Raw genomic sequence first — 17,238 nt, 5'->3', positions numbered from 1 at the left:
CTACCGGCGGATGTGCCGTTACCACGAACCCGAAATGGCCGCGTTCGCTGTGGGCTGAATCCACCGTTTCGGGCATTGTCCACCCCTGGTATTAACATCTCCCACATGCACGCTTTCCCCCTGTTTTTCCCGGTCGCCGATGGCTCGGTGCTCCGCCTGCGGCTACCCGGTGGCCGAATCCCCGTCGGCGGCTGGGAACAGCTCGCTGACCTCGCCGAGTCCGGCGACGGACAAGTGCAGCTGACCAGCCGAGGCAACCTGCAGGTGCGGGGCGTGGACACCGCGGGAACACCGCCGGGAAACCTGGCCGGCACCGGGTTCTCTCCGGGGCCGAGCATCATCGCCTCTCCCCTTGCACGGCTTGATCCGCTTGTCGACGCCCTGGAAATCCGCCTGGCACGCACCGCGGCGTCGTCACGCCTGCTGCTCGGCGTCGACGACGGCAGCGGTGACATTCTCGCTGAGCGTCCGGATCTGGGACTGCAGGTGGTGGAATCAGGTGCCCGCCTGATCGAGCACGGGCAGCTGGTGGGCGAGCCACAGGAGACGGCGCTCCTGCTGGATCAGATCGCCGCGGCCGCGTCCGACTGCACTCCGCAATCCCGGCCCGCCCGTTCCGGCTCCGGGTCACCTCTGCCGCCCGTGGGGTGGCTTCCAGCCGCCGATGGGAGCGTGACGTTGGGGGCCGGTCTACCGCTGGGAATGCTGGACGCAAAGGTCGCGCGGATGCTCGGGGTCATCGACGTGGAGACCACGGCCACCCCCTGGCGTTCGCTGCTGATCCATGATCTGTCCGAGTCCGTGGCGGAACAGGTGGTGCGGGTGCTTGCCCCGCTCGGGCTGATCTTCGACGCGAACTCTCCCCTGCTGCGGGTCAGCGCGTGTATCGGCCTCCCCTCCTGCCGGCACGCGCTCTCGGATGTCCGGGCCGACGCCCTGCAGGCCGCGGTGTCCGGTGCTCCGGGCAGGCTCCACTTCGTCGGCTGCGCCCGCAACTGTGGCCGGCCCCGCCAGGAGCACACCCTCTACCAGGCGACCGGTGACGGTGAGTACGAGGTGCTGGAGCCGTGAAACAGACAGCCGGGGGTCAGACCCGGACCATTGCCGGGTAGTCGGTCCGGAGCAGACTTGGTGCAGTCCTACCCATCCTCTCTGCCGCCCCGGACACCGAAACCGAATCAGCTGTAGTCCTCGCCGGGTTCCGGGTCGGGGCGGCGCCGCGCGATCAGGACGGCGAGGGCGTCGTCGACGTCGCGGACCCTCCCCCAAACCTTCGTCGGAGCCGGACGGTCGATCAGCACCACCGGAATACGTAGCTCGCGGGCCGCGGTGAGGGTGAACTGCCCTGGTTCATCGCCGACCTGGCGCAGGACCACACCGTCGATCTGGTTGTCCTGCAGCAGCTTCTTCTCCGCACCGACGCTCTCCGCGGGGACGTCGGGCAGCATCCGGAAGCGGTGCGGCATCCGGCCACGGCGTGTGCCGCGGACGATGTAGAGATTGCGGGGGTCAAACGTAAAATCCGTGTAGGTGTCGGTGGCGATGTCCAGCAGGATGTGCCGGAAGTGACGGGCGGCGTGGTCGGCGGCGGCACGGGGCGTGGGGACCCGGGTCCACTGGTCGCCGGGGTGCTCCTGCCATTCCGGTGTCGTCAACGCCAGGATCGGCACGCCGGTGGCGCGGGAGGCCTCGGTGGCGTCCTCGGTGATCTCCTCATTGTAGGGGTGGGAGGCGTCGACGATGATCTGGACCTGATTCTGGATCAGGTGCGCGGCCATGCCGGCGGCCCCGCCGAAACCGTCGATGCGGACCACACCGGCGGGGTACGGCTTGTCGGCGGGCTGCGTGGTGGTCACATGCCAGCCGAGCTCATCGAGTCTCCCCGCCAGCTCGCGGGCGGGACCGGTCCCACCCAGAATCAGTGCGCGCATCAATCCTCCTTCACCGGAGATCTTAGCGCGGCATTCGCCGCCACAGCGGACGCGGCACCATTTTCATCACGTACGCCAACAGCCGCAGAGTGCCCGGGATCCAGAGGGTGGCGCTGCGGCGTTTCGCCGCCTGCTCCACCACGGCCTCGGCCACGTCCGCCGGAGTCACCGACAGTGGAGCCGGTTTCATTCCCTCGGTCATCGAACCGATGACGAAACCCGGACGGGCGGTGATGAGCGCGACGCCGCTGCCGTGCAGGGCATCTGTCAGTCCCTGGCAGAAGGCGTCGAGGCCGGCCTTGGTCGAACCGTAGACGTAGTTGGCCCGCCTGGCCCGCCACCCAGCGATCGAGGAGAACGCGACGATGGTCGAGGGCGTCTCCTGGGTGCGGAGGACGTCCGCGAGAATCGTCAGCACCGACATCTGGGCCGTGTAGTCCACGGTGGCGATCTCGGCCGCGTGCGCCTCGTCGTGCTCTGCGCGTTCCTGTTCACCGAGGATGCCGAAGGCGACCACCGCCAACGCGACCTCCCCGGCTTCGCGGACCTGCTCGATCAGGGCGCGGTGCGAGGAGATGTCAGCGGCCTCGAAGGCCAGGCGGTGGACCTCGGTGGCGCCGGCCTGCCTCGCGCGCTCCGCGGCGTCGTCAAGCGAATCTGGTCGTCGGGCGGCGAGGAACACCCGCCGACCGGCGCAGGTGCGGGTGAGTATCTCCCCGCCGATGTCGCTGGTTCCACCGAGAATGAGCACCGATCCGTTCATGCACTAGGACGATACCTGGTAACCCGTCATCGACAGCGATCCCATGGTGCGCTGGTCGTTGAACACGTCGACCGAGTGATTGCCCAGGGCCGCGGCGGCGCCGGCGATATAGGCCAGCGGCAGGAAGTGGTCCGGGGTGGGTACGGCGCGGCGGAAGTCGCCGTGGTGCAGCAGGGACTCCGCGCGGTCCGGGCTGTCCAGCATGATCTCCTTGGCGTCGGCGTCGAAGCGGTCGGCCCAGTCGAAGCCGGTGTTGCCGGCGTGCCACTGCGTCATGGACAGGTTGTGGACGACATTGCCGGAGCCGACGAGCAGGACGTTGTGCTCCTTGGCGAGGCGCGCCAAACTGTTTCCCAGCGCGACGTGTTCGGCGAAGGTCTTGGTGCCGTCGATCGAGAGCTGCACCACCGGGATCTTCGCTTCGGGGAACATGTGCTTGAGCACCGACCAGGTGCCGTGGTCCAGGCCCCAGTTCATGTCGGGCTGGACCAGGGTCGGCCTGGCGACGTCCTTGACCAGCTCGGCGATCTCGGGGTCACCGGGGGCCTCGTACTGCACCGCGTTCAGCTCCGGCGGGAAGCCCCAGAAATCATGGATGGTCTTGGGGTTGGTCATGGCGGTCACGCCGGTGCCGCGGGTGTACCAGTGAGCGGAGACCGAGAGGATCGCCCGCGGCGCGGTCTCGGTGATCGAGGCGCCGAGGGTCTTCCAGGTGTCGGTGAACTCGTTGTCCTCGATGGCGTTCATCGGGGTGCCGTGGCCGACGAAGAGTGCGTTCGTTGTCATGGCCCTTACTGTAGCACTCTTGGTTGACGTGTCAAGTATTCAGCCCCCTCGGCGGTGACCGTCAGGATGTCCTCGATGCGGGCGCCGAATTTACCCGGCAGGTAGATGCCCGGTTCGACGGAGAAGGCCATCCCCTCCTCCAGCACCAGGTCATTGCCGGCCATGATGAAGGGCTCCTCATGGGTGGACAAGCCGATACCGTGACCCGTGCGGTGGATGTAGTACTCGCCGTAACCTGCGGCGGCGATGTGGTCCCGGGCGATCTGATCGATCGATTCCGCCGTGACGCCGGGGCGCACCGCGGCACAGGCCGCCTCCTGCGCGTCAAAGAGGACCTGGTAGAGACCGGTGAATTCCTCGGCCACGCCCTCGGTGCCGCCGACCACATAAGTGCGGGTGCAGTCCGAGTGGTAGCCCACCCCGTAGGTGCCGCCGATGTCGATGACGACAGGTTCGTGCTCGTTGAGCTCCCGGTCCGAGAAGGAATGGTGCGGATCAGCCCCGTTGGGCCCGGAACCGACGATGATGAAGTCCACGACGTCGTGTTCAGCCAGGATCAGCTTCTCCAGATCAGCGGCGACCTCCGCCTCGGTGCGGCCCGCCCGGAGTAGACCCGGGACCTCGGCGTGCACGGCGTCGATGGCGCGGCCCGCCAGGCGCAGCTGCTCGATCTCGTCCGCGTCCTTGCGCATGAACAGCTCCTTCAGCGCGGAGGTGGCCAGGACGGTCTTCCGCTCCCCCAGCTTCTCCTGGATTTTCAGCACGTGATCCGCAGTCAGGGAGCTGCCGAGGGCCACCGGACCGTCCTCCCCGAGGGCATCGACGACCAGCTGGTGCGGGTCGTCGCCGTCCACCCAACCGCTGAGGTCGACGTCCAGTTCGGGCAGAGCCGAGTGTGCGAGATCGGAACGGTCCACGGCCGGGGCGACGATCACCGGCTGTGCCGCCGCCGGAATGACCAGCGCAGTCAGTCGCTCATGCGAGCTGATCCAGGAACCGGTGAGATAGGCCAGTTCGGGGCCCGTGCCGATGACGAGACCGGACAGTCCCGCGCTGGCGGCGGCCAGGGCCGCCTGTGAGATGCGCCGGGCGTAGACGGAGGAATCAAAAAGTTCTGTCATGACCTCAAGTGTAGAAGGGTCCGGTCGCGGTTTAAGTAGGCTGGGTGGGCGTGACTGAGGCAACCATCAAGATCGGCGGTCGCGGTGGCTACTGCTCGGGCGTGTTGATCTCCCCTGATTTGCGGTACTCCCCCGCCACCCGCACCCGTTTCGCACTGACCTGCGCCCACTACTTCCACACCGACCGGACCGGTGTCGGTGTCAGCGGCAGTGCCTTCCACACGACGCTGGCGGACGTCCGCCGCGTGCCCTGGACCGATCTGGCGGTGGTCCGGTTGGCCAAGGAGAGTCCGGTGCAGGATCTGCCCGCCGTATCGGACACCCGGGCCCCGTTGTTCCGCCGGTCCGTGACCCACGGCTATGGCGGACACCAGCGGAAGGGCCGGGGCAAACCCGGCCGGGTGCTCCTGCCCGTTCCCCTGGCGCTGTCGCGGGAGCTGCGGACCTTCGTCCGGTCGGGGGCGGTCCTCTACAACAATCCGCCGGCGATCCACGGCGATTCCGGTGGGCCTGTCCTGGTGGACGGCCGTCTGGTCGCCCTCCAGTCGCTGATCCTGGATCCCTTCGGGAAGAACCTCCGGATCGCCACCGTCTCCCAGCTTGCCCCGCACCGGAGGGCCATCGTCCGGGTGCTGGCCGAACTGTCCTAAATCAGTGTGGTTGCACACCCCGGGCAACGGACCCGCCAGGTTGGGACATCAGGCGCCGATGGCCACCACGCCGCGCTGGATGGCGTCGATGGCCTGGCGGGCGGAACGTTGCAGCTGCTTCGTGTACCCGGTCTTGGCCACCTGCTCCAGCAGGTCGATCACCTGACGGCACCAGCGCACGAAATCACCCGGGGTCAGCTCGGCACCGGATTCGGCGGCCGCCGCCATGCAGTAGCCCAGGGGGGCGCCGGCGGCCCACTGGTGCACAGCCAGGGCGAAGCCGGCCTCCGGATAACGCGTGACCGGCAGGCGGTGGCGTTGCTCATCGGAGCTGAGTTCCTGCCAGATCCGGACCGTGGCGTTCATGGCCTCCGCCATCCGGTCAGTCGCCGCATCCGGCTCGCCGCGGGTCTCCTTCCGGTTCTCGAAGGTGCACATGCTGACCACACCGCTGAGCTCCGCCGGATCCAGTTCATCCCAGATCCCGCGTTTGAGGCACTGCGCGACAAACAGATCCGACTCATTGTGGATCCGGGCCAGCCGCTCGCCCTCCTCGGTGATACGGGGTTCGCCTTCGGACTGGTCCACGTAATCCAGCTCGGTGAGCAGGTTGATGATTCTCTCGAAGGTGCGCCCGAGGGTGTCGGTGGCGGTGGAGACCTTGCCCTCCAGCTTCGCCAGGTCACGCTCCCGGCGGGTCAGCTTCTCGGCGATCCGGGCCAGCTGCTCCCGGTCCGTGGCCGGCCAGTGGTGCACCGGGTGCTCCTTCAGCTCACGGCGCAACCGCTTCGCTTCCGGGGTGTCCCGCACCCGCGCCTGATCCTTCATCTTCTTCGGCCGCCCGAAGTTGTTGCGCCGGAAGGCGTCGACGACGAACTTCGAGTTCTTGCGGGGGTGGTGCGTGATGTTGCGCGGGAGCTTCATCCGTCCGAGCACGATCGGTGGATTGGCGAAGCCGGAGGCGTCCACCCGACCGCTCCACCCGGTCTCCGTGATCACCATCGGGCGCGGATCCCGCGACTGGTTGGCCGGGGTGACGATCACCGCCAGCACCGAACGTTTCCGTCCCGGCATCGCGATGACCTCGCCCACCTGCAACCGGGACAGGATCGTCAGGGTCTCCCTTTCCCGCTGTTCGAGATTGTGGCGACGGGCCTGCTTCTCCTCGTCGCTCAGCGCCCGGCGCAGCCGCATGTAGCTGACCAGCTGCTCGGCGGCGTCGGGGGCGTCGTCACGCGTGGGTGGGTTGACCGCCGCGACAGCCTGGTCGAGCTGGGAGCGCAATTCGGCCACCCGGTGCTCCGCGCGTTCGATCTCCCGGACTTCGTCGACCACTGAGCCGTCCGCCTGGAACTGGGCGAAGGACTTCTCCAGCAGACGCAGCGAGGGCTCGTAGCCGATCGTCCCCAGCAGGTTGACGGACATGTTGTAGCCGGGCTGAAAGGTGGAGATCAACGGGTAGGTGCGCGTGGACGCCAGACCTGCCACCGCGCGGGGATCCATGGCCGGGGCCCACTGCACGACGGCATTGCCGAGGGTGTCGATGCCGCGGCGTCCCGCGCGACCGGTCAACTGGGTGTACTGGCCGGGAGTGAGCTCCACGTGGGCCTCACCGTTGAACTTGATCAGCTTCTCCAGCACCACGGAACGGGCCGGCATGTTGATGCCCAGTGCCAGGGTCTCCGTGGCGAAGACGGCCCGGACCAGTCCCTTGACGAACAGTTCCTCCACGATGTGGCGGAAGGCCGGCAGCATGCCCGCGTGGTGGGCGGCGAAACCGCGCTTCAGGGCGGCCTTCCACTGGCGGAAATTCAGGACCTCCAGATCCTCCTCCGGGATGCCTTCCACACCGGCGTCGATGATGCGACCGATCTCATCCGCTTCATTTTGGTCGGTGAGGATCAGCTGGGAACGCAGACACTGGTAGAGCGCTCCGTCACAACCCGCCCGGGAGAAGATGAAGACGATCGCCGGGAGCATGTTGCGGCCCTGGAGGGCGCGGAGCACCTCAGGGCGTCCCAACGGACGGTAACGGTCCTCGGCGCGTGGCCTGCCGGACCGCCCCGGACGGTCGCCCCGGGCCCGGGCCCGGAATCCTCTACCTGCCTCATAGTCGGCCCGGCCCTCCTCCCGGTCACCGGCCTCCAGGCGCTCAATGACCCGTTGCAGATCGTGGTTGACCTCATCGGAGCCGGGTTCGAACAACGGGTAGGTCTTCTTCCCCACCATCATCCACTGGTCGAGCGGGACGGGTCGGTGCTCAGAGACGATCACCTCGGTGTCCCCGCGGACCGTGGACAACCATTCGCCGAACTCCTCCGAGTTCGACACCGTGGCGGATAAGCCGACGATGTTGACGGACTCATCGAGATTGAGGATGACCTCCTCCCAGACGGCGCCGCGGGACAGGTCCGCCAGGAAGTGGATCTCATCCATGACGACGTGGCTGAGCCGGTCCAGGGCCGATGACTGCGCATAGATCATGTTGCGCAGAACCTCAGTGGTCATCACCACGATCTCGGCGTTGCCGTTGATGGAGACGTCTCCGGTCAGCAGGCCGACCGCGTCCGCACCGTGCAGCTTAACGAGGTCGTGGTACTTCTGGTTGCTCAGCGCCTTGATCGGTGTGGTGTAGAAGCATTTGGTGCCGCGCCAGAGCGCCAGGGACACGGCGAACTCCCCCACGATCGTCTTACCGGCACCGGTGGGCGCACACACCAGCACGCCGTGATCCTCCTCGACGGCGCGGCATCCGTCGATCTGGAAGTCATCGAGAGGAAAGCCAAGTTGCGCGCGAAACCATTCCAGGTGCGAGTCATTCATGCTCCCCACGCTACCGTTTGTCACCCCGGCGGATTCCACGGCTGGTGTCAAAACAGGAGCGGCCCTCCCGCGGCGGGTAATCCGCAGGAGGGCCGTCACCGCGCCCGGGGTGGGTGCTCAGAGCACGTCGTCGAAGTCCGAACCGCCACCATAGCTCTGGGTGGGACGCTGGGGCTTCGGTGGCTGCCCCCCACCGGGACGCTGGGTCGGCGGTGCCTGGGTGCGCACCTGCGCACCCGGTTCAGGGGCAGCCGGTGCCACCGGGGCCGGGATGTAGTCCAGCGGTGAGGCGGCCTCATCGTCCAGATCCATCCACTCCGGCCGCTGTTTCTTCCGGCGTTTGTCATTGATGCGGCAGAACTGGATGGCTATCTCCACCAGGATCGTCAGCGCGAACGCCAGAATCATCATGGAGAAGGGATCCTGCCCGGGGGTCATCACTGCGGCGAAGATGAACAGGATCAGGATGATCATCCGCCGCTTGTCCTTGATGTCGTCATAAGCCAGGATGCCGACGACGTTGAGCATGCCGATGATGAGCGGCACCTCGAAACTGACCCCGAAGATCAGCAGCAGGGCCAGCACGAAGTTGAAGTACTTCTCACCGGTCAGGGCCGCGGCCTGGAATTCATCACCCATGGTCATCAGGAAGGCGAGTCCGTACTCCACGACGAAGTAGGCCAGCACCGCACCGGCGACGAAGAGGAGCACCGCGACGCTGACGAAGCTGAAGGTCCAGCGCCGTTCCGTTTTGTGCAGGCCGGGGGTGACGAACGCCCAGATCTGATACAGCCAGACCGGCGAGGAGAAGACCACACCTGCCAGTGCGCCGACCTTCATGCGCAGCAGGAACATCTCGAAGGGGCCGGTCGCGAGGAGCCGGCATTCCCCGTCATGGGAGAAGTCGGCCCGGCTCTCCGCCGGCAGCGCACAATAAGGGCCGCGGAGGATGTCCCCCAGGGAGGAGATGGTGAACCACGGCGTAGAGATCGTGAGTTGGTACCAGGCGAAACCCACGAGGGTGCCGATGACCAAGGCGAGCGCCGAGTAGATGACGCGGCGGCGCAACTCCTTCAAGTGGGCGACCAGCGTCATCGAGCCGTCTGGCGAACGTTTCGGACGACGGCGCAACCGGCGCTTCTTTCCCGCTGCGGGCGTGCTCGCGTTCAGGGGCGAGACAGAATCAGACATGAATGAACCTGCGTTACTCCACCTGAATTAGTTGTTCTGCTGGGTGGGGTTCTGCCGCGGGTTCTCCGGGTGCTGAATCGGCTGGTTCTGCGGCTGCTCCCAGAAACTGTCCTGAGCGGTGGACCCCTGGTTGTCCTGCCCCTGCGGGAGCTGACCCTGGGGATCCGGCTGCTCCTGGTTCCCGTCGCTGCCCATCTCCTTGACCTCGGACTTGAAGATCCGCATGGAACGACCGATGGAGCGGGCGGCATCGGGGAGCTTCTTCGCGCCGAAGAGGAGGATGACAACGAGCGCGATGATGAGAATTTCCCAAAATCCGGGAGTAGGCATGGTCACCTTTCAATGTTCAAACTTGCAGATTCAGCCCCCGGCTGGGTGGCTTGAGGGTTCATCATACGCCCTTGCTGCTAATTCCGCGCGGCGACGAAGCGCTTCGAGTAGAGTTGACGGGCCATTCACAGCTATCCGGTCGGATTGTCCCAGGGCGAAGCGCAGAAACCAGTCGATGGACCCCACGGGCATCATCGCCCGGACCATGCCGCTGGGCGTCGTCTCCCCCAGCTCGATCGGGTAATAGTCCGCCAACCAGGTGGCGTCGGGGCGAATGAGCAGGTCAGCCTGTAGATCCACACCGGAATACCCGAAGGGGTCCCGGGCGTCGAAGTCCAGTTCCGCGGCGTGGGGATGGGCTTCTTCCGGCAGGATCTCCGTGCCGCTCATCCGGTCCACCCGAAAGGTGCGGTGCTCCGGCGCCGGGTCCACGGACTCGTCCCAGGCAGTAAGGTAGATCGCACCCTCATTGGTGAATACGCGGGCCGGACTGACGGCTCGACGGCGACAGGAATCGCTGGAGACGGAACGGTAGTCAAAGGCCAGCTTCCTTCCCGATTCCAGTGCCTCCCGCAGGTCTTCCACGGTGTCGGACTCTGCGGGGAGGTCCGTGCCGATCGAGTCGTAGACCGCCGCTGTCTCCTCCCCCATGATCCCGCGGATCTTGGAAGCGGCGGAGACCACCGCGCCCCGGTTGATCAGCCCCGGCACATTCTCCAGGGACTCCAGGGTCAGCAGCAGGGCTCCGGCCTCGGTGCGGGTGAGCCGCAGTGGTTGGTCCAGCCCCTGGCTGTTGGTGATCTGCACCCGGCGGAAATCGACCTCCATGTCCACCAGTTCATGCGGCATGTGGCCGGGCAGGCCGCAGCACCAGAGCCGGTTGAGGTCATCCCGGATCTCCTGTGGTTGCCGACCGAGATCGCGGGCGGCCTCCATCAGGGAGTGGTCTGGGTGGGACTCGAAGTAAGGGATGAGGTTGAGCATGCGGACCAGGTCCGACAGACGTTCTGACTTCCGCGTCATCTAGATGTCTCCTGCCTGGGCGATCAGCGCCCGGATCTGCTCGCGTAACTCGACCGGCTTCTCCAGTACCACAGCGGGCGCGTAGCCGGCGGCCGTGCGGACCAGCCAGTCGGCGTCGGCGTCGACCAGCCGCCACCGCTCCTCTCCCAGGGCTTCGGCCCGGTCTACGAGTTCCAGGGCGTGGCCGGGATCCACCCACACGACGGCATCCACGAGGGTCTTCTGGCGTCGCAGGCTGGTTTCCACCAGTTGCTGCAGATCGTCGTCGCCGTGCCGGTGGCTCGCCTGCCCGATGACTTCGATGTCGGCCACCCGGAAGATCCGGAAACTACGGGGCGCGTCCCGGTCGATGTCATGACCGACCAGGTAGAGCAGGTCGCGATGGTTGACGATCCCCCATGGGTCCATCGTCCGGGTCATCGGTTCGCTGACCCGGTCCGGCCGGTAGCTGAAACTGATGCGCCGGTCCTCGCGGCAGGCTTTCAGCAGTAGATCCAGCTGCGCGGGGTCGAGTCGGGCGAGGTCGTTGACGGCATTGAAGACGGGGGTGGCGGCCAGATCCCGGGTCGCTCCGGAAGCCGCCAGCTTGGTCCAACCAGAACGGGTGAAGGCCGCAAGTTCCCCCGTTTGCCCGATCTCCCCGGCCAACCCCAGCATGGCGGCTTCCTCAGGGGTGAACTGGACCTCCGGGAGGGGGTAATCCTCGGCTTGGAGCCGGTAACCGGGGCCCTGCCGGCCGGCGACCGATTCGATCGGCACCCCGGCCCGGATCAGGAGCGCGATGTCCCGTTTGAGCTTTCGGTGGGCGGCGGCTGACTCGGTGCCGCCGGTTTTATCCCGGTAGCCTTTGACGTGGGTCCGGAGCCATTGTCCGGTGAGGAACTGCCGTCCCGCCCGTTCCGCGTCCAATAACGCGAACGTCAGGTTGATCAGCCGTTCTATCGGGACATCTTCCTTGGTCACCACAGCCGCCTAACTTACTCCGCTACGTACGATTCCCGGTTGTCTTCCATATAAGCAAGCAATTGCTCCACTCGCTCGTCGGCGGTGGCGAAAGGGTCCTCCAGTGCGACGGTCGTGGGCTCCGGGCGGTCCACCTTGAGGTTGACCCAGTCCACGGTGACCGGGGCACCCACTTCCCCGGCCCGCGTCAGGAACCGGCCCCGCAGCTTCGCCCGCGTGCTCTGCGGGGCGGTGGTGCGGGCGGCCGTCACGTCCGCGGGATCCGTCCACCGGTGGATCAGCCCCTTGGACTCTAAGACGGGGAACAGCCCCCGGCCGGGGCGGATGTCATGGTAGGTCAGATCGATCTGGGCGAGTTTCGGGTCCGTCAACTCAACGCCGAGTTTGTCCTGGTAGCGCTGCAGCAGGTTGCGCTTGATCACCCAGTCGATCTCGCGGTCCACCGCGGAGAAATCCTGGGTCTCGATCGCGGTCAGCATGCGCTGCCACAGATCCAGCACCTGTTCCAACAGCTTGTTCGGCGTACCGGCCTCCGGGCGCTCTGCCAGCCACCGCTGTGCTGCCCCACAGAACTGCTGCTGTACCTCGAGCGCGGTGATGGTCGATCCGTCCGTGCGCTCGAGCAGCGTCTGGCCGGTCTGGTCCCGGGCGATGTCCCGGACATGTGCGCTGGGATTGCGCAGCTGCAGGTCCGGGTAGTCGAAACCGGCCTCGACCATCTCGAGCACCAGCATCATCGACCCGACCTTCAGGGCGGTGGTCGGTTCGGCCATGTTGGAGTCACCGACGATGACATGCATCCGCCGGAAGCGCTCGGAGTCGGCGTGCGGCTCATCCCGGGTGTTGATCATCGGGCGGGCCCGGGTCGTCGCTGAGGAGACCCCCTCCCAGACATGGTCGGCCCGCTGGGAGACCACCCAGCCCCCGCGGTAACCCTGGCCGGAACGGGCGATCGTGCCGGCGCCGCAGATCAGCTGCCGGGTGATCAGGAAGGGCAGAATCTTGTTGCCCAGGTTCTTCAGCACCACATTACGCCCGACGAGATAGTTTTCGTGGCAACCGTAGGAGTTGCCCGCCGAGTCGATGTTGTTTCGGAACAGATAAACCTTGCCGCCGATGCGGTCCTCGAGCAGTGCCCGCTCGGCCCGCTGCGCCAGGTCGTCGAAGATCATGTCTCCGGCCCGGTCCGCCTCGAGCAGCTGCATCAGGTTGTCGCATTCTGCGGTGGCATACTCCGGATGGGCGCCGACGTCCAGGTACAGGCGGGACGCATTCGGCAGGAAAACATTGGAACTGCTGTGTCGTTCGACCACGGGCCGGAACAGGTACCGGGCGATCTCGTCCGGTCCGAGTCGGCGACTGCCGTCCTGGCTGGTACAGGTGATGCCGTACTCAGTTTCCAGGCCGACGATGCGCCGGGTGAACGCCTCGGTTGCGGGCATCAGGCTTACTGACCGCCCTTCTGCACGTAGGAACGCACGAATTCTTCGGCGTTGGTCTCCAACAGGCCGTCGATCTCGGCCAGGAGGTCATCGGTGCCGGAGGTGTCGATCTGAGCCTGACCGGCGCTGGTGGCATCCAGGTTGTCGTCCTCGTTGGAACCGCCGCCGGAACTGACCTGTGACTGGTTAGTGGACATGTGATTACCTCTCCTCGTCTTGTTTAAACAATTTAAAAACGCAGGTGGATCGCTGGTCAGTGCTGGTGGGGCTTGTTGGCGGGGCGATCCAGGTTGTGCTGGGTGCGGATGGTCTCCAACAGCATGCCCTGCTCCCGGAGGCCGACCACCAGTTCCTGGATGGTCTCCGCCTCGTCGATCAACCGCCCCACCGTGTTGCGGTCCGCCTCGTCGACCTTGTCCAGGGTCAGCTTCGCCGACTCGGAGCCGAGGTTGAACACCATGGTCTGCCAGCTGGCAGCCGTCACGGCCTCGCCGAATTTGCTCACCACCTGGCCGCGGAACCAGGCCCGGGAGTTCTCCGGCGGGTTCGTGGCGGCCGCGGTGATCTCCTCATCGCTGACCAGGGTCTTCATGCGGCCCTTGCGGACCAGGGCGTGGTAGAGGCTCTTGGCCGGGTCGATGTCGGTGTACTGCAGGTCGATCAGCTTGATCTTCGCGTCGCCGATATCGATGCCGCGGTCGACGTAGGACTTGATGAGCGACCACTTGGCGGTCCAGTCCAGCAGGTGTGCGGTCTTCAACGGATCCTCTGCCAGCAGGTCCATCACCTCATCCCAGAGGCCGATGACCCGCTGGTCAACCTCGTCCACCGGAGTCACCCTCCCCCGGTAGATCCGCAGGACGTCCAGGGCCGTCAGCTCTCGGCCGTCGGCGAGCCGGGCGGTGGTCTGCAGGGTGAGGTCATGGGAGATCCGTTTCAGGTCCTCCACGGGATCCACCAGTTTCAGATCGGTGAAATCCACCCCAGCCTCGATGGCGTCCAGTACGAGCTTGGTCATGCCGAGCTTCAGGAAATTCGAGGTCTGGGACATGTTGGCGTCACCGATGATGGTGTGCATCCGGCGGAAGTGCACCGCATTGGCGTGCGGTTCGTCGCGGGTGTTGATGATGCCCCGGTTGAGGGTGGTCTCCAGCGAAACCTCCTGCTTGAAGTAGTCCGCCCGCTGGGATATCTGGAACCCGGGGGTCTCCCCCTCTTCCCCGATGCCCACGCGGCCGGCACCGATGATCACCTGCCGGGTGACGAAGAACGGGATCAGCGCCTGGGTGACCACGTCGAAGTCGATCTTCCGGCTGTACTGGTAGTTCTCGTGGGATCCGTAGGAGGCCCCCTTGCCGTCGACGTTGTTCTTGTAGATCTTCAGCGGCGGGCAGGGGTCGTGCTTGTCCAGGATGGAAATGCCCTGGGAGGTCAGGTCAGCGACGTCGGCCACGGCCTTGTTCAGGACGACGTCGCCGGCGGCGTCCCAGATCATGCCGTCCCAGGCGTTGGAGACCTCCGGGGAGGCGTACTCCGGGTGGGCGTGGTCGACGTAGAACCGGGCACCGTTGTCAATGACCACGTTGGCCACGCCCACGGCGTTCGGATCCACCACCGGAACGGTGTGGTAGCGCCGCAGGTCAAAGCCCCGGGTGTCCTTCAGCGGCGCCTCGTCCTCAAAATCCCACCGGGTGCGTGCCCCGGTGTTCATCGCGGCATACGCCACCACGGCGTGAGTGGAAGTGATGATCGGGCTGAGTTCCGGGTCGCTCGGCGTGGAAATCCCGTACTCAGTCTCAGTACCCATGAAACGTGCCATGCAGCACACCTTATCGGAGGACCCGGGCGGAGATCACGACCTCCCCCTGCCGGCCGGAGATCCGCGACCACTCGTCGGGGTTGGCCGTGTTGGGCAGATCCTCGCTCTCATCCTGCTCCGCCTCGATGGCCTCATGCAGGTGGGTGGCGGTCACCCCGGCGTCGGAAACGCCTGCGAGCTGGTCTTTGATGGCGAGCTTCTTCGCCCGGTCCACCACGTTGGAGATCATTGCCCCGGAGATGAAGTCCGAGTAGTGCAGCACCTCCCGACTGCCGTCGGACAACTCCAGTTCGACATACGGGCGGGGGGTAAAAAGCTTCTCGACGGCGGCGTCGATCAGTTCCCCGGCCGGGGCCGCCAGCGGCACCGTCTCCCGCAGATAACGGGTGAAGATATCCCGGGCCCCATTGCGGTTCGGCCGCTCCACCCGAACCTTGACGTCCAGCCGGCCGGGGCGCAGCAGCGCCGGATCGATCAGCTCCTCGCGGTTGGTGGCGCCGATGATGATCACGTTGGACAGTGATTCCACGCCGTCCATCTCGGTCAGCAGCTGCGGCACCACGGTGGTCTCCATGTCTGAGCTGACTCCGGAGCCCCGGGTGCGGAAGATCGACTCCATCTCATCGAAGAAGATGATCACCGGGCGGCCGGCGGAGGCCAGCTCGCGGGCGCGTTCGAAGATCAGCCGGATCCGGCGCTCGGTTTCACCGACGAACTTGTTCAGCAGCTCCGGACCCTTGACGTTGAGGAACCAGGAGGGGGCGGCACCGTCGCCCACCCGCGAGGCCAGGGAATTGGCCACGGCCTTCGCGATCAGCGTCTTGCCGCAGCCGGGTGGACCATAGAGCAGCACACCCTTGGGAGGCTGCAGCTCATAGGTCTTGTACAGGTCCGGGTGGGCGAAGGGCAGCTCCACCGCGTCGTGGATCTGCTCGATCTGCGTGTCCAGACCACCGATGTCGGCGTAGGTGATGTCCGGGACCTCCTCCAGGGACAGGCTGGAGATCTCCGTCTTCGGGATCTTCTCCAGGGCCACGCCCGCCCGCGGATCGATGAGCAGTGTGTCCCCGGCCCGGGCGGTGGCTGCGATCGGCGTGGCCAGCTGCACCACCTTCTCCTCGCCGTTGTGGTCGGAGACCAGCGCGCGGTCCGTGCCGATCCGTTCGGTGAGGGTGGCGGTGTTTCCGGTCTCCGGGTAACCGCAGGCCTCGACCACCAGGCTGCCGTCCCCCAGTCGAACCAGCGCACCGGTCTGCAGTTGGGAGCGGTCCAGGTTCGGCGAAACCTTCAGCCGCATGCGGCGGCCGGAGGTGAACACCTCGGCGTCATGCCCGCGGCGGTCGAAGGCCAGGAAGACCCCGTAGGTGGAGGCCGGTTCCGCGAGCGAATCAATCTGGGACTGCAGGTCCTGGAGTTTCCGCTTTGAGGCTGTCAGCAGCTGGGCCAGCTTGGCGTTGCGCGCCGAGAGAGTCTTGTTCTCCCGTTTCAGATCAGCTGGCGTGGGTTCTACCGTGTGCGTGTTGTTCTGCTCCATGAACCCAATCTAGTCCCCCCTATTTCCGCGCGCGGCGCTGCGGCCGCGGCGGGGTGACGCCGTCGGCCAGGCGCCGGGCCCAGATGAGGAAGGCGGTGTGGGCGTTCATGCGGTGCTCGGGGCGGGTGGCCAGCCCCTCCACCTTCCATTCCCGGACCAGGGACTCCCACGCGCGGGGTTCGGTGAAGCTCTGCAGCTCACGAATGCCTTCCATGACCTTCATCAGCTGTGGAACCGTGGCCACGTAGGTCATGAATACCCCGCCGGGAATCAACAGGTCGCGGACCTGTTCCAGGCACTCCCAGGGCTCGAGCATGTCGAGGATGACCCGGTCCACGGGGCCACCGATATCGGCGGGGGTCACCTCCTTGAGGTCACCTAATCGGGGGGTCCAGGTGGTCGGCCGGGCACCGAAGTACTCGTCGACGTTGGCTTCGGCGTACGCCAGGTGGTCCTCCCGGATCTCATAGGAGATCACCTGGCCGTGTTCACCGACCGCGCGCAGCAGGGCCATGGACAACGCCCCGGAGCCGGCACCGGCCTCCAGTACCCGGGCCCCGGGGAAGATGTCGCCCTCGATCAGGATCTGAGCGGTGTCCTTCGGATAGATCACCGCGGCGCCCCGGGGCATGGACAGGATGTGGTCGACCATGAGGTGGCGGAAGCAGAGGTAGTCCCCGGCTCCGCTGGAGCGGACGACGGTGCCCTCGTGCTGGCCGATGATGTCGTCGTGGGAGATGCCGCCCTTGTGGGTGTGGTACTGCCCGCCCTCCTCCAGCACGATCGTGAAGTGTCGGCGTTTGGCGTCGGTCAGCTGGACCCGGTCGCCGGGTTGGAAGGGGCCGGAGTATGCCATGGGATC

The 17,238-nt window shown here is 66.1% G+C and carries 16 protein-coding genes; 2 read left to right on the top strand and 14 right to left on the bottom strand.

The genetic code is table 11. From position 1 onward, the window contains the following. Positions 1 to 105: 105 nt before the first annotated feature. On the top strand, positions 106 to 1,071 hold the full coding sequence (locus ACQCVD_RS02045) for a precorrin-3B synthase (protein WP_426822013.1): 966 nt from the start codon (positions 106 to 108) through the stop codon (positions 1,069 to 1,071). Between the two features lie 107 nt (positions 1,072 to 1,178). Here ACQCVD_RS02045 and ACQCVD_RS02040 read toward each other — a convergent pair whose 3' ends face one another. Genes ACQCVD_RS02040 through ACQCVD_RS02025 form a run of 4 tightly spaced genes read right to left on the bottom strand, consistent with a single transcriptional unit; the run spans position 1,179 to position 4,601 of the window. Continuing rightward, entirely contained in the window at positions 1,179 to 1,931 is a 753-nt protein-coding gene (locus tag ACQCVD_RS02040) for a precorrin-6A/cobalt-precorrin-6A reductase (protein ID WP_426822012.1), read from the bottom strand. A 22-nt stretch (positions 1,932 to 1,953) separates the two neighbouring features. Then, a complete protein-coding gene (locus ACQCVD_RS02035) occupies positions 1,954 to 2,694 on the bottom strand; it encodes an SDR family oxidoreductase (protein ID WP_426822011.1) in 741 nt (246 codons plus the stop codon). A gap of 3 nt (positions 2,695 to 2,697) precedes the next feature. Beyond that, positions 2,698 to 3,480, bottom strand: coding sequence for a 4,5-DOPA dioxygenase extradiol (gene ygiD, locus ACQCVD_RS02030; protein WP_426822010.1), 783 nt, complete (start codon positions 3,478 to 3,480; stop codon positions 2,698 to 2,700). Positions 3,481 to 3,485: 5 nt separating this feature from the next. Continuing rightward, positions 3,486 to 4,601, bottom strand: coding sequence for a M24 family metallopeptidase (locus tag ACQCVD_RS02025; protein WP_426822009.1), 1,116 nt, complete (start codon positions 4,599 to 4,601; stop codon positions 3,486 to 3,488). A gap of 50 nt (positions 4,602 to 4,651) precedes the next feature. Here ACQCVD_RS02025 and ACQCVD_RS02020 point away from each other — a divergent pair, with 50 nt between their 5' ends. Continuing rightward, positions 4,652 to 5,251: a trypsin-like serine peptidase gene (locus ACQCVD_RS02020; protein WP_426822008.1), complete on the top strand. Its 600-nt coding sequence runs from the start codon at positions 4,652 to 4,654 to the stop codon at positions 5,249 to 5,251. Between the two features lie 48 nt (positions 5,252 to 5,299). Here ACQCVD_RS02020 and ACQCVD_RS02015 read toward each other — a convergent pair whose 3' ends face one another. The 10 genes from ACQCVD_RS02015 to ACQCVD_RS01970 all read right to left on the bottom strand — a co-directional run bounded on the left by ACQCVD_RS02015 (position 5,300) and on the right by ACQCVD_RS01970 (position 17,232). Next, positions 5,300 to 8,074, bottom strand: coding sequence for a DEAD/DEAH box helicase (locus tag ACQCVD_RS02015; protein WP_426822007.1), 2,775 nt, complete (start codon positions 8,072 to 8,074; stop codon positions 5,300 to 5,302). 117 nt (positions 8,075 to 8,191) lie between these two features. Further along, positions 8,192 to 9,265, bottom strand: a complete 1,074-nt coding sequence (gene tatC, locus ACQCVD_RS02010) for a twin-arginine translocase subunit TatC (protein WP_426822006.1) — start codon at positions 9,263 to 9,265, stop codon at positions 8,192 to 8,194. A gap of 27 nt (positions 9,266 to 9,292) precedes the next feature. Continuing rightward, entirely contained in the window at positions 9,293 to 9,595 is a 303-nt protein-coding gene (gene tatA / locus ACQCVD_RS02005; protein ID WP_426822005.1) for a Sec-independent protein translocase subunit TatA, read from the bottom strand. A gap of 30 nt (positions 9,596 to 9,625) precedes the next feature. Next, on the bottom strand, positions 9,626 to 10,618 hold the full coding sequence (locus ACQCVD_RS02000; protein WP_426822004.1) for a WYL domain-containing protein: 993 nt from the start codon (positions 10,616 to 10,618) through the stop codon (positions 9,626 to 9,628). Continuing rightward, complete coding sequence (locus ACQCVD_RS01995) at positions 10,619 to 11,581, bottom strand: helix-turn-helix transcriptional regulator (RefSeq protein ID WP_426822003.1); 963 nt, start codon at positions 11,579 to 11,581, stop codon at positions 10,619 to 10,621. It abuts the gene before it with no gap. Between the two features lie 14 nt (positions 11,582 to 11,595). Beyond that, on the bottom strand, positions 11,596 to 13,023 hold the full coding sequence (gene pafA, locus ACQCVD_RS01990) for a Pup--protein ligase (protein WP_426822002.1): 1,428 nt from the start codon (positions 13,021 to 13,023) through the stop codon (positions 11,596 to 11,598). A 5-nt stretch (positions 13,024 to 13,028) separates the two neighbouring features. Next, a complete protein-coding gene (locus ACQCVD_RS01985; RefSeq protein WP_426822001.1) occupies positions 13,029 to 13,220 on the bottom strand; it encodes a ubiquitin-like protein Pup in 192 nt (63 codons plus the stop codon). Positions 13,221 to 13,276: 56 nt separating this feature from the next. Continuing rightward, entirely contained in the window at positions 13,277 to 14,842 is a 1,566-nt protein-coding gene (gene dop / locus ACQCVD_RS01980) for a depupylase/deamidase Dop (protein ID WP_426822000.1), read from the bottom strand. Positions 14,843 to 14,852: 10 nt separating this feature from the next. After that, the gene (arc, locus tag ACQCVD_RS01975; RefSeq protein ID WP_426821999.1) at positions 14,853 to 16,376 is read right to left on the bottom strand and encodes a proteasome ATPase; all 1,524 of its coding nucleotides are present in this window, start codon (positions 16,374 to 16,376) and stop codon (positions 14,853 to 14,855) included. Between the two features lie 19 nt (positions 16,377 to 16,395). Further along, positions 16,396 to 17,232: a tRNA (adenine-N1)-methyltransferase gene (locus ACQCVD_RS01970; RefSeq protein WP_426821998.1), complete on the bottom strand. Its 837-nt coding sequence runs from the start codon at positions 17,230 to 17,232 to the stop codon at positions 16,396 to 16,398. Between the last annotated feature and the right edge of the window lie 6 nt (positions 17,233 to 17,238).

This window comes from Corynebacterium halotolerans, from assembly GCF_050107895.1.
Classification (GTDB): domain Bacteria; phylum Actinomycetota; class Actinomycetes; order Mycobacteriales; family Mycobacteriaceae; genus Corynebacterium; species Corynebacterium halotolerans_B.
Note: the sequence above shows the minus strand (reverse complement) of the source record. Positions and strands in the feature narration are given on the sequence as shown.

Bases quoted from the DNA above. Each gene is read 5' to 3' on its own strand.
- tatC (WP_426822006.1), bottom strand. From the start codon at position 9,265: ATGTCTGATTCTGTCTCGCCCCTGAACGCGAGCACGCCCGCAGCGGGA.
- ACQCVD_RS02000 (WP_426822004.1), bottom strand. From the start codon at position 10,618: ATGACGCGGAAGTCAGAACGTCTGTCGGACCTGGTCCGCATGCTCAAC.
- pafA (WP_426822002.1), bottom strand. From the start codon at position 13,023: ATGCCCGCAACCGAGGCGTTCACCCGGCGCATCGTCGGCCTGGAAACT.
- ygiD (WP_426822010.1), bottom strand. From the start codon at position 3,480: ATGACAACGAACGCACTCTTCGTCGGCCACGGCACCCCGATGAACGCC.
- ACQCVD_RS01985 (WP_426822001.1), bottom strand. From the start codon at position 13,220: ATGTCCACTAACCAGTCACAGGTCAGTTCCGGCGGCGGTTCCAACGAG.
- arc (WP_426821999.1), bottom strand. From the start codon at position 16,376: ATGGAGCAGAACAACACGCACACGGTAGAACCCACGCCAGCTGATCTG.
- ACQCVD_RS02035 (WP_426822011.1), bottom strand. From the start codon at position 2,694: ATGAACGGATCGGTGCTCATTCTCGGTGGAACCAGCGACATCGGCGGG.
- ACQCVD_RS02025 (WP_426822009.1), bottom strand. From the start codon at position 4,601: ATGACAGAACTTTTTGATTCCTCCGTCTACGCCCGGCGCATCTCACAG.
- ACQCVD_RS02045 (WP_426822013.1), top strand. From the start codon at position 106: ATGCACGCTTTCCCCCTGTTTTTCCCGGTCGCCGATGGCTCGGTGCTC.
- ACQCVD_RS01970 (WP_426821998.1), bottom strand. From the start codon at position 17,232: ATGGCATACTCCGGCCCCTTCCAACCCGGCGACCGGGTCCAGCTGACC.
- dop (WP_426822000.1), bottom strand. From the start codon at position 14,842: ATGGCACGTTTCATGGGTACTGAGACTGAGTACGGGATTTCCACGCCG.
- tatA (WP_426822005.1), bottom strand. From the start codon at position 9,595: ATGCCTACTCCCGGATTTTGGGAAATTCTCATCATCGCGCTCGTTGTC.
- ACQCVD_RS02040 (WP_426822012.1), bottom strand. From the start codon at position 1,931: ATGCGCGCACTGATTCTGGGTGGGACCGGTCCCGCCCGCGAGCTGGCG.
- ACQCVD_RS02015 (WP_426822007.1), bottom strand. From the start codon at position 8,074: ATGAATGACTCGCACCTGGAATGGTTTCGCGCGCAACTTGGCTTTCCT.